Source organism: Nonlabens ponticola (assembly GCF_003966335.1).
Classification (GTDB): Bacteria; Bacteroidota; Bacteroidia; order Flavobacteriales; family Flavobacteriaceae; genus Nonlabens; species Nonlabens ponticola.
In genome coordinates, this window is sequence record NZ_CP034549.1 from 2,344,144 (window position 1) to 2,359,377 (window position 15,234).

At 38.9% G+C, this 15,234-nt stretch carries 12 protein-coding genes; all 12 read right to left on the reverse strand.

Going from position 1 to position 15,234, the window contains the following annotated elements:
• Window positions 1-23: 23 nt before the first annotated feature.
• The 12 genes from EJ995_RS10695 to EJ995_RS10750 all read right to left on the reverse strand — a co-directional run bounded on the left by EJ995_RS10695 (window position 24) and on the right by EJ995_RS10750 (window position 15,227).
• Window positions 24-203 (reverse strand): hypothetical protein, encoded by a 180-nt coding sequence (locus EJ995_RS10695; RefSeq protein ID WP_126448363.1) that lies wholly within the window; start codon window positions 201-203, stop codon window positions 24-26.
• A 5-nt stretch (window positions 204-208) separates the two neighbouring features.
• On the reverse strand, window positions 209-3,526 hold the full coding sequence (locus EJ995_RS10700) for a T9SS type A sorting domain-containing protein (protein ID WP_126448365.1): 3,318 nt from the start codon (window positions 3,524-3,526) through the stop codon (window positions 209-211).
• A 143-nt stretch (window positions 3,527-3,669) separates the two neighbouring features.
• A complete protein-coding gene (locus tag EJ995_RS10705; protein ID WP_126448367.1) occupies window positions 3,670-4,779 on the reverse strand; it encodes a DegT/DnrJ/EryC1/StrS family aminotransferase in 1,110 nt (369 codons plus the stop codon).
• 61 nt (window positions 4,780-4,840) lie between these two features.
• Window positions 4,841-5,389, reverse strand: a complete 549-nt coding sequence (locus EJ995_RS10710; protein ID WP_126448369.1) for a sugar transferase — start codon at window positions 5,387-5,389, stop codon at window positions 4,841-4,843.
• Window positions 5,382-6,032 (reverse strand): acetyltransferase, encoded by a 651-nt coding sequence (locus EJ995_RS10715; RefSeq protein WP_317126802.1) that lies wholly within the window; start codon window positions 6,030-6,032, stop codon window positions 5,382-5,384. Before EJ995_RS10715 ends, EJ995_RS10710 begins: the two co-directional genes overlap by 8 nt.
• Window positions 5,977-6,582 (reverse strand): sugar transferase, encoded by a 606-nt coding sequence (locus tag EJ995_RS10720; RefSeq protein WP_126448371.1) that lies wholly within the window; start codon window positions 6,580-6,582, stop codon window positions 5,977-5,979. The genes EJ995_RS10715 and EJ995_RS10720 overlap by 56 nt, the downstream gene beginning before the upstream one ends.
• Window positions 6,575-7,819: a glycosyltransferase family 4 protein gene (locus tag EJ995_RS10725; RefSeq protein WP_126448373.1), complete on the reverse strand. Its 1,245-nt coding sequence runs from the start codon at window positions 7,817-7,819 to the stop codon at window positions 6,575-6,577. The genes EJ995_RS10720 and EJ995_RS10725 overlap by 8 nt, the downstream gene beginning before the upstream one ends.
• Window positions 7,816-9,699 (reverse strand): alginate lyase family protein, encoded by a 1,884-nt coding sequence (locus EJ995_RS10730; protein WP_126448375.1) that lies wholly within the window; start codon window positions 9,697-9,699, stop codon window positions 7,816-7,818. Before EJ995_RS10730 ends, EJ995_RS10725 begins: the two co-directional genes overlap by 4 nt.
• A complete protein-coding gene (locus EJ995_RS10735; protein WP_126448377.1) occupies window positions 9,689-11,806 on the reverse strand; it encodes a bi-domain-containing oxidoreductase in 2,118 nt (705 codons plus the stop codon). The genes EJ995_RS10730 and EJ995_RS10735 overlap by 11 nt, the downstream gene beginning before the upstream one ends.
• The gene (locus EJ995_RS10740) at window positions 11,803-12,852 is read right to left on the reverse strand and encodes a glycosyltransferase family protein (protein ID WP_126448379.1); all 1,050 of its coding nucleotides are present in this window, start codon (window positions 12,850-12,852) and stop codon (window positions 11,803-11,805) included. Before EJ995_RS10740 ends, EJ995_RS10735 begins: the two co-directional genes overlap by 4 nt.
• The gene (locus EJ995_RS10745) at window positions 12,849-13,994 is read right to left on the reverse strand and encodes a glycosyltransferase family 4 protein (RefSeq protein WP_164549906.1); all 1,146 of its coding nucleotides are present in this window, start codon (window positions 13,992-13,994) and stop codon (window positions 12,849-12,851) included. The genes EJ995_RS10740 and EJ995_RS10745 overlap by 4 nt, the downstream gene beginning before the upstream one ends.
• Before the next feature lie 9 nt (window positions 13,995-14,003).
• A complete protein-coding gene (locus tag EJ995_RS10750) occupies window positions 14,004-15,227 on the reverse strand; it encodes an O-antigen ligase family protein (RefSeq protein ID WP_126448383.1) in 1,224 nt (407 codons plus the stop codon).
• Window positions 15,228-15,234 lie beyond the last annotated feature (7 nt).

Sequence of the window (15,234 nt, forward strand, 5' to 3'; positions counted from 1 at the left end):
TAAAAATAATATGATAAGTGAATCTACTTTTTCTTGTATAATCTAGCTACTCCTATCATCATACCAGCAGCCATCGCATAAGCGATTCCTGGGATAGGTGCCGCCTCTGTATCATTAACATCTTCTTCAAAAGAAGGTTGAGCCATCGCTGTCATTCCTACAAATAGTAAACAGGCAGTAATTGTCAGTTTAAGGGATTTCATAGTATTTATTCTAAAATTAATTTAAGAGTAGTTTGCTCATTTTCCTTTTGAAGGTTCAACAAATATAAACCTCTAGACAAATTTTGCAAATTTTTAAGAGTATCATTTTGATGAGAAATCTCACCTTTTCTCACTATCTGTCCCAAAGTATTCACTAATGTGTAATTATAGGCAGATCCTTGCTCAAGATTTGCAATCCTTACCACTCCATTGCTTGCAGGATTAGGGTAAAGTGATAACGCTTTCGCGAAAGCGGAATCATCATCAAAACTTAAGGTGGAAGACTCAAATTGTAACTCAAATCTATCATCACGACTAGCTGAATCATCAGTAGTCTCAAATTGCAAAGTATTGATATTATCAACTGATAAGGTTATCACCTCACTAGTAAAATTATCTACCAATAACACCTTGGTATTTTCAAGGCCTCGATAATCAATGGATAGCGTCAGTACCTCATCAGTCAAACTTGAAGTGGTCAGCGCAATACTTTCTCCGTTAACTGGTAGCGCTCTGCGTTCGATAGCATATGCTCTCTCGCTCAAAGTAGTCATGATCTGGTTTCTTGCTCCTTTTAACTTTGGAATATCAGTAAGAGAAACCTCATTTGTCTCGTTTACATCAAATATCAATGTTAGCTCATCAGCATTATCATCACCTTGTAAACCTAAGGAAACATTGATCACGCCTTGTGGCTCGCTGTATGTAGCTGTAGTCTGCGTATCTAGTGTCTTGTCGTCTTCCTCAAATGTAAGTTGAGAATCGATGACGCCATTAAAATCTGTATCAGCACGTAATAAAAAGAATGCCTGGCCTGGTTGCACCAAAGGCGTTACAGCGCCAGTGCCACCATTAAGTAAATCTACTTCCACATAATCTTGTGTCGATGGCAAGTAATAGTAATAAACGTTAGGATTGAGATCCTGGGCTGGAGATGCCGTTCCTGTTCCTAAAACCGTGCGCATGTCAACCTGTGCTTGATACGGGTTACCTACCAATACAAATGTTTCATCTTGACCGCCAGTTACTGATAGATCTGGAGACTGTGGTCCAGTTGCTAGTGTACCTGTGCTACTTAAGGTAGTGACAGTCGCAGATTGATTGGCAGCTGTTAGGTCAATTGTACGATCACCTCGTATCAAGACATTAAACGCATCTCCTGCGCTAGGTGATAAACTATTTGTTGCAAGACCGTTGTCAGAGTTTATGAATGTAAATTGTTCAGCATCTCTTGCATCACGCTGTGCCTCACTTGTAGCGCCGTCATAATTGTAATCGTTATTAAACAGATATGCGCTAGGATTATTTGAACCAGACTGGTCAAAGCCGTCTGCAGTGGTACCACCTGTGATCAATATTCCTGATTCTGCCTCAAAACCCTCATCGCCAGGAAGCAAACCACCTTGCTGCCAGTTTGAAAAGATTGTCCCATCCATATTCACCGGTGATGAGATGAATCTAAAGGCACGATTGGCTGGATAATACTGCTCAACCGTCACGTTTCCTGAGATGGATCCGTTTACTACTGGAGCCAGTATTGCGGACGATGTCGCATCACTCTTAAATGTGAAACTATCATTAGTGTCCAATGTACCATTTGTCAACGTTAAAACACCTTCTAGATTAATTGCCGCAGTAGCGTCAACACCTGTGGTGTTATTGATGATCAGGTTTTCTACCGTTAAGTCTGATCCTGAAAGTGTTTGCAAGGAAGACCCAGCGAAATTCAAGGTTCCTTCATTTGCAACAAGGTCTCCATTGTTGTCAAGATTACCATTGAGGTTAATGGTATTTGTTGCTATATCTAGTGTCGTACCTGACCTTGTGGTAATGTTGTTGATATCAACATCACCGCTAATCGCTGCGTTACCTGTAAGAATAACAATATTATCAGTGCTTACAGCTACACCTTCTGGAGTTTGTGGGCTCCATGCACCATTATCATAAGAAAACACATTTGCTGTTGTGGATCCTTCAACATTTCCTGGGGTGGCGTCTGCAGCATTTGCCGTGGCGATGGTCCACTGACTAGCATTCCATACTGTTGTAGGGTTGTTTAAAAGATCTGTGCGATAGGCTCTTGCGTTTTCATATTCCCAAGCCTCGCCGCTACCATCTACTCCTATCTCACCGTAAACGTCAAATAAGGTTCCAGATCCAGGAGTGCCAGCATATAGCCCAAAGGCGTCATTACCATTTACGTTTATAATACCGCTTGTATCGTTTGCAGAAAATCCATAAGTAGATAAAAAAGATACTTCACTTGAAGCAATTACATAATACGCACCTGCTCTCAAAACTCCATCTAGGACTACTACTTGCGAATCAGTATTACCATTGGCAAATCTTGCCAGATAAATTGGTGTCACCTCAAAATCTATATCCTCAACGCCGTTGTTGTAGATTTCTACAAATCTGGCCGAGGCATTGTCTGCTGGATCTGCTATCTCAGAAAGAATAAGTGTAGGTGCAGGAACTGGATCCATGACCCTGTAGTCGAATGTAGCACTTGTTGATTCTAGGGACTCTGCACTATCATCTGTAGCAACAATTCTATAGTTGACGGTAGATCCATCTGCCTGTACAGGAATCGCTGCGGCATAGCTGTCACCATCTGCTGTCATGATGATCGCTTGATCAAAAAAACCATTAAACGTATCGCCAGATGCAGTCACTGCATACTCGAGTACAACGCCGTTAGTAGCGATGCCATCTGCATCAGTAACATCTGCAGCTACTGTTACCTGTGTAGTTGAGAAAATATTAGCATTGCGTGCTGGAGATTGTAAGATGTCTGTAATGATAGGAGCCTGGTTAGACCCTGCCATACCACTAGCAGTTAATACTAAGTTGCGCAGACGCACGCCTCGCCCAACAACTCCTGCATTAGAAATTCTCACTACAACTTGTGAGGACACGTTTGATAAAACGATATCACCGCCATCTATGTAACTACTTCCGGATTGTGGTGTGTTAGTATTGTTAGCTTGGGTAAACGTAGTACCACCATCAAACGAGAATTCGATCAAAGCTGGATTTCTCTGAGAAGCACCGCCAAACGTGGCCACTCTCACATTAAAAGTCGCCGTTGCAAATGCAGAAAGATCAAAGCTAGAACTTGTAATTACATCAGATGGATTGCCCGCATCCACCAAGTAGTAGGAACTCCTATCTATTGAATTGCTGGTTTGATTATTTGTTCCTATCCAGCCTTGCGGCAAATCACCACCACCGGCAAGATTGAAGATCTCTGTTTGAGCACTAATCACCGTTGTTGACAAGCTAACGATCACCAACGATAAATAAAGTAATATTTTTTTCATGCCTAAAATTATTTTTCGGCAAAAATACTCTTTGGATAGGCTGGTAAAAGCCGGCTAATATTATCTCAAGGTTAAATGCGATATACTACATAATTAGCCTGTTTAAAGTCATGCTAGATAGCTGGCTGTTAAACAAATGACTACTAGCTATCAAACGTTTTTACCACTACCGCTTTTATACGTTCACGGTCGGCGTCTGTGAGGTTAGATCCTGACGGTAGGCATAGGCCTTTTTCAAATAGATCCTCGCAAGTACGGTCATCACCATAATAAGGATACTTCTCATAAAGTGGTTGCATGTGCATGGGCTTCCACAAGGGTCTGGACTCAATATTGTCTGCTTCAAAGGCTAGCCTAAGATCTTCGCGCGTGAGGCCGCCCGTTTTTTCTGGATCTACTAGAATAGCGCTGAGCCAATGGTTTGAGAAGTAATCGTCGTTTTGCTCTACCTGCACGGTCACTCCATCCACATTCTTGAATATATTTTGGTAAAATGTATTCATGGCGCGTCGCAATTCAATATGCTTGTCAAGAACTTGCATTTGCCCGCGACCTATGCCCGCACTTATATTGCTCATGCGATAATTAAAACCTACCTGACTGTGCTGATAATGCGGTGCCGCGTCTCTAGCTTGAGTGGCGAGAAATACCGTTCTGTCCTTGGCCTCTTTGGTATGGCATACCATCGCGCCACCACCACTGGTTGTTATGATTTTATTCCCATTAAAACTAAGGATCCCATAGTCTCCAAAGGTGCCACACTTGCGATTTTTATAAGTGCTTCCCAGCGCCTCGGCACTGTCCTCAATGACTTTTAGGTTGTTAGCTTTCGCGAAAGCGTGAACAGCATCAACTTTATAGGGCATACCGTAGAGATGGACTGCGAGCAAGGCCTTAGGAGTCTTGCCTTGCTTGACACGATCTTTATAGGCCTGCTCCAATGCGTCGGGACAAATATTCCAAGTATCAGGCTCACTATCAACCAGTATAGGCGTTGCGCCTAGGTATAAAATAGGATTAGAACTACCGCAGAAGGTGAAGCTTTGACACAGTACCTCATCGCCGGGACCAACTCCAGCCTGGATCAATGCTAAATGAATCGCTGCTGTACCACTGCTCAATGCGGCAACATGAGTAACTTGACCTTGATATGCTTCTAGATCTTTCTCAAACCCATTGACGTTGGGACCTAAGGGCGCTACCCAATTGGTATCAAAAGCCTCATTTACAAAATCTCTCTCTGTGCCTCCCATATGTGGTGAGGACAACCATATTTTATCGTTTGACACTGTGCTGTTTTAAATGTAAAGGTAATTACTTAATGACTGATAGTGCTGTAAGCCACAGGATTTTGACATCTAGCCAAAAGGATTGCTTTTCTAGATACTCTAGATTCATCCGTACTTTATCAGGAAAGAGTACTTTATCATTATACACTAACGGATCATCCTGCAGTGAGAGAATAAATTCTTCATCTCTATACTTTATCGCAGCCATACTCGTAATTCCAGGCTTGAGTTGTAACACCTTGCGGTCATCACCTTCTAATTTGTCATAATAACCAGGTACATCTGGTCGAGGTCCTACAAAACTCATATCACCCTTGAGAATATTGATAAGTTGCGGTAGCTCGTCTAGTTTTGATTTACGCAAGAAACTGCCTACACTGGTTACTTTACTATCTTTCATCGTTTGAAGTTTATAGATAGTAAACAGATCACCATGCTGCCCTACCCGTTCTTGAAGAAAAAAGGGATTGCCATCCGTTTTAAAAAAGAAAAGAAGAAAAGGAACTAAAAATAATGGAATGAGCGCTACAATTAGGAACAGCGCGAATACTATATCAAAAATGCGCTTAATCACCCTGCTTAATAATATGACCTGGGTTACCTACTACGGTAGTGCTATCTGGAACATCCTTAATAATGACACTTCCTGCGCCGATGGTACATCCCTTGCCTATGGATACACCTGGAATCACACTTGCGTTTATACCTATATGTGAACCTTCACCAACGGTGACATTACCTGCTAAAGTAGCGCCAGGAGATATGTGCACAAAATCTGCTATAATACAATCATGCTCTATGGTTGCGTTTGTATTGATTATACATCCTTTTCCTATGCGAGCTTGTGCATTTACAACAGCACCTGCCATTACCACCGTTTGAATACCAATAGCAGCAGTATCTGAAACGTTTGACTTGCTATGAGCAAAATGCTGATGAGCTACATACTCATGGTATTTGATAAAAAGTTTTTTCCTGGCTTCATTAGCACCAATCGCTAATACTATTCGATCGGTTTCCTCGATGGTATGTTTGACATTCTTTTCTAGCAAGCGATGTATTGAAATGTCCTGGTCAATAAAACCGTTTACATCAACAGCATTGCTTTTAAGAATTTCGGCGATGACTTTTCCATGACCACCAGCACCATATACATACAGATCACCCATTACCTTCAAATCTAGTTGTTGTTGCTTGATTTGCCTGGCTAATCCCATCAGATTTAAAAATTTTACTAATTGTCATGACCATAATTTTCCAGTCTAGACGGAATGATTGATTATCGACATACCATACATCTAGCTTGAACTTTTCTTGCCAGGTGATAGCATTGCGACCATTCACCTGTGCCCAACCCGTAATACCAGGTTTCACCTCATGTCGTCGCGATTGCTCATTACTATATAGATTAAGATATTCTGGCAGTAATGGTCTAGGACCTACTATACTCATATCACCTTTAAGGACGTTGATTAATTGTGGGATCTCATCTAGTGAGGTTTTACGTATCGTGCGGCCTATTTTTGTTATTCTCTTATCATCGCTAAGTAGATTACCAGCCTGATCCTTTTTATCATTCATGGTTTTAAACTTCATGATTTTAAATAACACACCATTCTTTCCTGGACGTAACTGGGTAAAAAACACTTTACCATCATTTTGTTTGAACAAGACAATTGTTACTATAATGAATATAGGGCTTAATATGAACAGCCAAAACACGGCCGCTGCAAAGTCTAAAGCTGGTTTGACGATGGATCTATACATCATTTACAATTTTCTCCATCAGCTTGATGTATTCATTTGCTAATATCGCTCTATCAAAATGAGCTAAAGCATACTCATAACCATTGCGTCCCATTTCAATCAATTGCTGCTCTTTGTCTAGAATAGATCTTATTCCATTTGCAATTTCCTGAGCATTTTCAGGCTCTACATAGATACCACAATTTGCCTTCTCAATAAGTTCACGACTCACGCCATCGATAGCCAGTAAGATTGGTTTTTTACACGACATGTAATCAAAAGTCTTGTTTGAATAAATTGTCTTAAATGTATCGACCTTTTTAAGCACAGATGCTCCCATATCAGAGCTCAAGATATATTTAAAAACCTCTGCCTTTGAAACTGGATCCCTAAATATTACATTATCCAGCTCTCGCTTTTCTTTTTGTACAATAAGCTCCTGTTTTTTCATACCTGAGCCTATCAATTGAAAAACAACGTTAGTATCTCTCAAAAGCTCTGCAGCATCTAGCAGTTGAATTAAATGATTAGCAACGCCATGTGCACCTACATACGTTATCACAAACTTGCCATCAAGTCCTATTTCACTTTTAAAACTTATGGAATCAAAATCACGTTGAACATCAAGCGCAAGAGAGAAATCTGCAGCGTTAGGAATAAAAGAAATTTTATCTTGAGGCACCTGCTTATCAATTAATTTCCTGCGGAAAGCTGGAGTCAACACGTTAATCAAAGAGGCCTTCTTATAAATAAAAGCTTCAAACCAGTATGCAAACTTGATAATCACTTTATTTTGTAATACTCTAGTGTCTATGGCGCTTTCAGGCCATAAATCACGCACTTCAAAAACAAATGGTAGCCTTTTAAATACTGATAAAAAATAGGCCGTGATGCCCACGAATAATGGTGGTGAAGTAACTAATATGAGATCGTGTTTTCCTTTTATTTTAAATAAGCCTGCATAAATACTGGAGAATACAAACGAAAAGTAAGCCCATAGTCGCCCTAAGAAACTAGAGTTGTAAGTCTCAGACACGTGACATCTTAAAACATCTACTCCAGGATAAAACTGTGATTCCATAAGAGTAAATTTACCTTTATATTTATTTGCTTTCTTTCCAGTGGCATAATGTACCATACCGGCAAGGACTGTTACCTCATGACCTTGAGATGCCCATAATTTGGTCATCTCATTAAAGCGAGAACCACCACCGTCGTCTTTTTCTAAAAAGTATTGATGTATAAGTAGAATTCTCATGAATGATTGATATTTATCGTGGTATCAAAAGCTCTACCAGTATGTGAAAAGATGATTTGAGTTGCTGGCTCCTTAACACCATAGTATGAAGAGTGCCAGCTGTTGGAATATTCAGGCTTTAGCTCTATACCATTTTCATCTCGTGATGTTATGGTAACCCGGTTTGAAACTTTTGGATTGATGTGCCAGTGTTGCCTTACCGTTCTACCTTGAGTATTCTCTATGAAATCTTGGATACTCCACTGTGTAGCTAGCTTCTTCTTTTTTACCGTTCTAGTCATCTTTATGCCACTTAATTGCCGGTATCCCATCATTGACGCAACTATGCCTAGTTTATTTTTATTTTCTTCAATAATAGCACTGGCCTTTTTTACCCAATAATACCATATAAAGCGACCGCCTTTGAGCATGTGGTTCTGCCTATTTATAGTCAACGTATTATGCCCTGCACTTCCCATGAAATGTTGGAGCATTTGCTGACTTGTATTATACTTATAACTACCATTATCCCAAAGATAATTAATGCCATCTACCCAAATATCGAGATGCAGATTATCTGCCTGTGCAGGTCGATCCTTGTAACTACCACACCTTAGAAAAGTTTTCAACTCGTTGTTTTCATTACAGATGTAATATCCTCCATCTTTAAAGCTAAACGTGCCAGAATTATCAGCTTCAATTAATTCATAATCATTGATACCGTACCACGCATAACTTTCTGAAACAGCGGTAGCCTTACCAGTAAGCACCACTCTCAAGTCATTGAGTTGACTGGTATAAACACGATAATCATCATCAGTAAACTTGAAGAATAAAGCCCCATCATTACTACCGTAGTTAGGTAGTTTCCCTGATTTATGATCTATACAAGCATCTAAGAAAGCAAGGGATCTAGAAGCTCTTTGATATACCACGTCCTTAAAGCGTTCTTGATTCAAATTTGCCAGACGTATAGCCCAAGTCAATAGTTGAACCACTACTCTATGATAATTCATGGAGTATTGAAGGAAGGTACCATCTTCATAAATTTGATATTCAATCTCTTGCTCAAACCATTTTTTACCTGACTTACTCCATTGTTTTGTCTCTGGAATGAATGGAAATAAGAGTCCAGAGAGATAGAGCATCAGCGTTTCTGTAATCGCATGATTATTGCGCACGGCAATCCTGCTGAAGTTGATATTCTTCCTGACGTGGTGCAATTGCCAGTAGATAGAATTCATGAGCTTCAAAAATCTATCTTCTGTAAGTGCTTTGCTGTTTTTGTAATAAAACAATGCATAAGTCCAGTTGAGCACTCGCAAACTGATTTCCTGGCTGCATTTGTATTGAGGCCCGAGGTTGATAGGATTTTTATCAATAAAATCCTCAATCTCTTTAAACACAAATTCTGCTTGATCTGTGTCACTGTGGTAATCGTATCTAATGATATCGTACAGGTAAGAGAACCGTGCTTTTTCCCAGACAAATTTTATATCTCCAGCTTCGGCCGACAAATCTGCGATCTTTGACCAATGCTGTTTTGAATCATACAAATAATCATTGCTGGGATTTACCTTCCATTGAGTTTCTTTGTCTAGTTGAAATTTTTGACTATTAAAAAAAGTGATGTTGTTTTTTACGCTTTCGCGAAAGCGTAACTCCAAATCATCATTGAGCTGCTTGGGTAAGTCTAATTCTTCCCTAGAAGAGATCAGGAAAGGGATATTTGCTGATCGCCACTGCTCTAAAGTCACAAACTTTCTAAATTCTGGATGCGCAGGAAATTTCTTTTGAAACAATCCTGACTTGACCTGAAAAAGATGCCACAGTCTGAAGAAGACATAGCGCCAGCCCATGTTCTTTACAAAATCAACAACGAGAAGTGCTTTATTGAACATCTATCCAAGTTCCTTTTTTCAAGCTCTCGATGGCTGCAAAGGAAGCGCGTGTGGTATTTACCAAAGAATCCATCTCTATTAACAGTGCGCCATCTGAATTGACACTCGCGACAAATTTTTCAAATTGTGCTTTATGCCCTTTATCCATTTTACTCTTTGCACTACTAAATCCTTTAAAACCAAATCCCTTAAGCTTTCTCCAATTGTCCAATGTCAATGTGCGCTCCTGGCTGTATGCTTCTACTCGCTCTTTAGAATATGCCTTGCTGCCATTTGAGAAGTAATTAATTACTCCTGTTGAGCCATTCTCATATTTAAGTAACAGCGTAGCATTATCAGTATTTTCTTCTGGATTTACACCCATCGCGTTCATGCATACTGATATTACTTTACTGTCCGCCAAGTAAGAAATAAGATCTATAAAATGACATGCCTCACCTATAATTCTACCGCCACCAACCTTGAGATCATGCACCCAAACATCAGAAGGTATGAATCCAGCGTTCATGGTCGCAATAACGTTTATTGGGTTATCTCCAGAACCTAATAGCTCTTTCATTTTTACCGCATGTGGAGCAAAACGCCTATTGAAACCTACCGTTATGCTTGCGTTTGAATTTTTGTAGGCATCAATTATCTTATCAAGCTCATCACCATTTAATGCCAGTGGTTTTTCAACAAAAACATTTTTATTTGCCTCAAGTGCCTTTATTACCATGGGCGCGTGAAGGTTGTGCCTAGTTGTAATCATGACCGATCCTACGGTATCATCGTGCAAGGCAGCCTCATAATCCGTAGTACTATTTTCAATGCCAAATTTCTTGGCAAGGGTGGTTCCAGACAAACCGCCGGAACTGATAATATATTTGAGGTTTGCTGTCAGACCCTTCATGGCAGGAAGCATGGTCATTTTTGTGAAGTTTCCTGCACCAACGATTGCAATTCCTGGATTTTTTTTATGTGGTTGATTGCTCTCAATAACCACATTATTGCTGTAATTTGAATTGCTATAATTGAGTATGGACGCGATGGCTTTTGATGATCCTATATCACCATATATTTTTAAGTAATCCTCTAACTCTACAACCTCAGTCACCATAGGTTTGACATCGATATAAGATTTAGATATGGAATTGAGTATGGTTTCAAAATTTCTCTTTTCTGTCCACCGTACAAATGGCAATGGATAATCCTGACCTCTACTTTCATAATCTTCATCATATCTACCTGGCCCGTAAGAACAGGATACTTGAAAGGTGAGTTCTTTTTGGTAGAATTCTGCACGGCTTATATCTAAGCCTATAACGCCCACAAGAATGATACGGCCGCGCTGTCTGGACATTTGTGCCGCTTGCGATATTACATCATTTGACTTTGTTGATGCGGTGATGATAACACCATCTGCACCTATACCATTAGTCATTTGCAGGACTGATTTTACAGGGTCTTGACCTTGTGAAGGATTGATTGTTTCAATTCCCCATTGTTTTGCCAGATCAAGCTTAGACTGGTCAAAATCAATACCGATCACGTTACATCCATTTGCCTTGAGCAATTGTGCGGTAATTAAACCTATCAATCCAAGACCAGTGACTACGATTGTCTCACCAATAGTAGGTTCACACAAACGAATACCTTGAAGGCCTATACTACCTATAACGGTAAAGGCTGCTTCTTCATCAGTGACATTATCTGGTATACTTGCCACCAGATTCTTAGGAACCGAAACAAACTCTGCATGACCACCGTTTGACGCCACACGATCACCTACTTTAAATTCTGAAACTCCTTCACCAATTGCGATTACCTCACCTACATTACAGTACCCTAGCGGCAGTGGTTCTCCTAATTTGTTGAATACTGTCTCTAGTGTAGGGATTAAGCCATCAGTCTTAATTTTATCCAGCACCATTTTGACTTTGTCTGGCTGTTGCCTAGCCTTTGAAATTAGGTTTGATTTTCCAAATTCCACTAACATACGCTCCGTACCTAATGAGACAAGGGACTTAGTGGTTTTAATAAGGACTTTACCACGGCTAACCTTTGGTGCAGGCAATTCTTCTAATATAGTTTCTCCTGTTTTGAAAGACTGGATAATTTGTTTCATTCTCGTGACTTAAAATTAAGGCCATGTGCCTTCAATAATTTGTAATTGATAGCTTCCCAAGAAAACTTTTTCTTTTCGATATTTTCAAATGTATAGGAATCCTTATTGTTTATGAGATCATTACCAAAAGTTTGATAGTCTATCTCATAGAAACTGGGTAATATGTATCCTAATTGTATTTTCTCTACGAAACCAGAAACCTTTACCTCTGAATTGATTATTACTGGAATTTCCAATTGAATCGCATCATAAATTTTATTGGGACTTGCATTGATGTTATTCATGTTTGATGGTTCATAACAGCACATGATATAATGACATTGCAAAGCAGCTAATTGCGCATCGTCTTGAGAGATAGTACCTAAAAAGTTTACGTTATTGTGAGTTACAAATTTTTTTGTCGCTTCATCTGCCAACCAGCCAGCGGCAGTTATTTTTATATTATCAAACCTTTTTATTAGCTTTTCTAAAATTAAGGTGCCTCTAGAACTACTTAAAGATCCACCATAGAATATTTGAAGGTAATCCGGCTTTTCTACCAGAGCGGTGTTGACACTATAAGGGTAATTTTCTAATACTTCAATCCTTGACTGAGTGAAGGCAGGCATGAGATTTTTACGATTATCATCTGTAACTATGATAACATCTATAGGTAAGTACACTAGGTATTTGAGCCAATTCCATTTTTTTCCTGTCAAGCCTTTTTTCAATAAGATAGAATCAAATATGTCAAGAACAGTGTGCTTAAAGAGTACTAATGGATAGTAAAACACCATAAGTTGCTCATTAATGATATGTATAGAGTTTATTTTGAGTCGCCATAAACAGCTGAAAACGCATAAGTATTGAAGAAGGAACGATTTAGGAGAGTTCCTTTTAGCATCTACAAGATGATATTCTGCACAGTACCTTTGTGCATAGGAGTTTTGAGTGGGTTTGCCTATACCTATAAAAATAACTTTTGAAACAGCGCTTAAGGTTTTAACTTCTTTGGTTATGCGCATATCAGAGCCATCATTGGTAGATATGTAAAGGATATTCTTCATGCCTCTTGTTTCTGAATAAGCAATTTCTTTAAATTATTTATCAGATTTTCAGAGCTGAATTTTTGAACATGTTGTAATCCATAATTAATTTTTTGAAGGCGTAACTCATCATTCTCTATGCATTCCTGTACCGCCATTGCAAGTTCTTGAGGATTATTAGTTTCTACCAACCAACCAGCTTTACCATCATCTAAAACTTCTGGAATACCACCAGTTCTTGTACTCACCACGGATACCGCGTTTGCCATAGCCTCAAGATTTGCAACACCTAGAGCCTCTTTAAGAGAAGGCACACAAAATATATCTGTTTGTGAGAGTAAATTTGCGATGGCTTTTGGCTCAATGATTCCAGTTAGATTAAAAGTGAAAGAATAGGGCTCTAACATATTAGTCACTGTTTCTAGATCACGTTGCGATGTTCCTACTACCGTGAGATGAAAGTTGTAGCTACCAGATAATAAATCCAATGACCTGGCTAGTGTGTGTAATCCACCTCGATGAAAATCATTTTTAACAAACAGAATGTTGACAGGATTTACAATAGAAGAAGATTTAAGTGGAGGTTGAGGATGTAACTCTACGCCTTTATACAACAACATTGTCTTATCAACATCTAACTCATAGTGTTTTTCGATTATTTTTTTGAGATACTTTGAGTTTACAATGACCTTATCTGCTTTTCTGGCAGTAGTTTTTTCAAGATAATACAACATGGCACTCTTCAAATATGACAATGAAAGACTAAAGCTTCTGCTTTTATGAGCTAGGCGATTGTCATCATTAATCATTACAAGTACCCTACTCTTACAAAAATAAGCACTGCACAATCCAGTAAAGGCATTGTTGTATAAAACGGCATCAAACTCCCATTGTTTGCGAATAGATTTTGATGTCTTGTAATATTTATAGATCCTTATTAACTGATAAATGAGTTTATTCCATTCGGTACGCTTTAATTGTATGCCATAGACCTTCGGTTGTTCCTTTGACGTATCAATGTCCTCTGTAAGAATTCTAAAGTCCAGCTCATCATTATGCTGTACATCGTCAATAAGAGATTTTTTTAAGATATTAGCAAAAAGGCCAGGTCCGTTTTCAACTTTTTGAAAGGAATTAGTGCAAAACAGAACTCTAAAGGGCATTTTTTTCATTTAAGTTAATTGTTTCCTGTTCTTTAATTTGACATCCTTAGCATTAAGAATGAGCATGTAACCAAACCATGGGAAAAAGAGAAATTGACCAGGCGTCAAATCACTTTCAAAAAAGGGAATTATAAGGAGTGGGAAAAATAGTAAGGAACTTGAATGGGCTACCTTCCAAAATACCCTAAATGGTCGCAGCACCATAAAGCTCAAAAACACACCAAATACAATTATACCTGCACCAAATAGTATCTCTAAATATGAATTATGATACTTACCAAGTATAGAATTACCGCGTTCTAAATATTCGGTATTGAACATTCCAATACCCGTCAAGTAATAGCCAGGATTATTATTGAATACCTCAAACATAATCTCTCCACTTTCTAATCTACCATCATCCTTTCCACCAAGCTGACTCTGACTCTTCTCAATGACAAAATTAATTGCAGAATCCTCTACGTCCTTCAAATTAAAAAAAATCACTAATGGTATTCCTACAATCAAAAACTTCACTATTGGCTTGACCTGGTTACTTTTAAAGAGAAGAAAAATAGTGGTCATACCAACGGCTAGAAGCCCAGACCTGCTAGCGCTTATAATTAATAGAAAAAACAATATGATTAGATAAGAAGACAATAAAAACTTAGTGAAAAGATTGAGCTTAAAGTTTTTTATGATATCTACGGCAGCTAATGCAACTAAGCTTGCGCTCCATCCATAATGGTTTGAGACAAAGGCTCCGTCCTCAGTTTCTCCATAGATATTTGTGTTTGTGAGGCTTCCGCCGAAAGCGAAATACGCTAATACTACAAAGGAGAAACAAAAAAATACACCTATTGAAAAGCTGCTAAGTAAATCTTCTAGACCATACCTCAATAAGTAATTGACACTCAATAGAATATAAAGAAACCCTAATAACAGATTCAACAAATTATATAGAACACCGTCTGTGCCAAAATAGAAGGCTGAAGAAACCACAAGGACGATCATGAAAAAGGTAAATTTTCCGCTACGCCTTAATCGATTGAACTTTAATCCATTCTTGTGAAGTACCCAAAAAAATCCTGCTATCAGGGTTACGATCCTCAGTCCTTTTACCGCAGCAAAAAATCCAGAACCCAAAATGCTGATCACACCATAACCTGCAATTACCAGAAACATATTGGCAATCAACAGTATGAAAATACTATCTATTAGGATAGTCTTGATCTGAGCTGAGCTATTTGTCATAGAAGAG

Excerpts from the sequence above, each read along its gene's own strand:
- EJ995_RS10750 (WP_126448383.1), bottom strand. The coding sequence starts at position 15,227 with ATGACAAATAGCTCAGCTCAGATCAAGACTATCCTAATAGATAGTATT.
- EJ995_RS10705 (WP_126448367.1), bottom strand. The coding sequence starts at position 4,779 with ATGGGAGGCACAGAGAGAGATTTTGTAAATGAGGCTTTTGATACCAAT.
- EJ995_RS10695 (WP_126448363.1), bottom strand. The coding sequence starts at position 203 with ATGAAATCCCTTAAACTGACAATTACTGCCTGTTTACTATTTGTAGGA.
- EJ995_RS10725 (WP_126448373.1), bottom strand. The coding sequence starts at position 7,819 with ATGAGAATTCTACTTATACATCAATACTTTTTAGAAAAAGACGACGGT.
- EJ995_RS10715 (WP_317126802.1), bottom strand. The coding sequence starts at position 6,032 with ATGGGATTAGCCAGGCAAATCAAGCAACAACAACTAGATTTGAAGGTA.
- EJ995_RS10745 (WP_164549906.1), bottom strand. The coding sequence starts at position 13,994 with ATGCCCTTTAGAGTTCTGTTTTGCACTAATTCCTTTCAAAAAGTTGAA.
- EJ995_RS10730 (WP_126448375.1), bottom strand. The coding sequence starts at position 9,699 with ATGTTCAATAAAGCACTTCTCGTTGTTGATTTTGTAAAGAACATGGGC.
- EJ995_RS10740 (WP_126448379.1), bottom strand. The coding sequence starts at position 12,852 with ATGAAGAATATCCTTTACATATCTACCAATGATGGCTCTGATATGCGC.
- EJ995_RS10700 (WP_126448365.1), bottom strand. The coding sequence starts at position 3,526 with ATGAAAAAAATATTACTTTATTTATCGTTGGTGATCGTTAGCTTGTCA.
- EJ995_RS10735 (WP_126448377.1), bottom strand. The coding sequence starts at position 11,806 with ATGAAACAAATTATCCAGTCTTTCAAAACAGGAGAAACTATATTAGAA.
- EJ995_RS10720 (WP_126448371.1), bottom strand. The coding sequence starts at position 6,582 with ATGTATAGATCCATCGTCAAACCAGCTTTAGACTTTGCAGCGGCCGTG.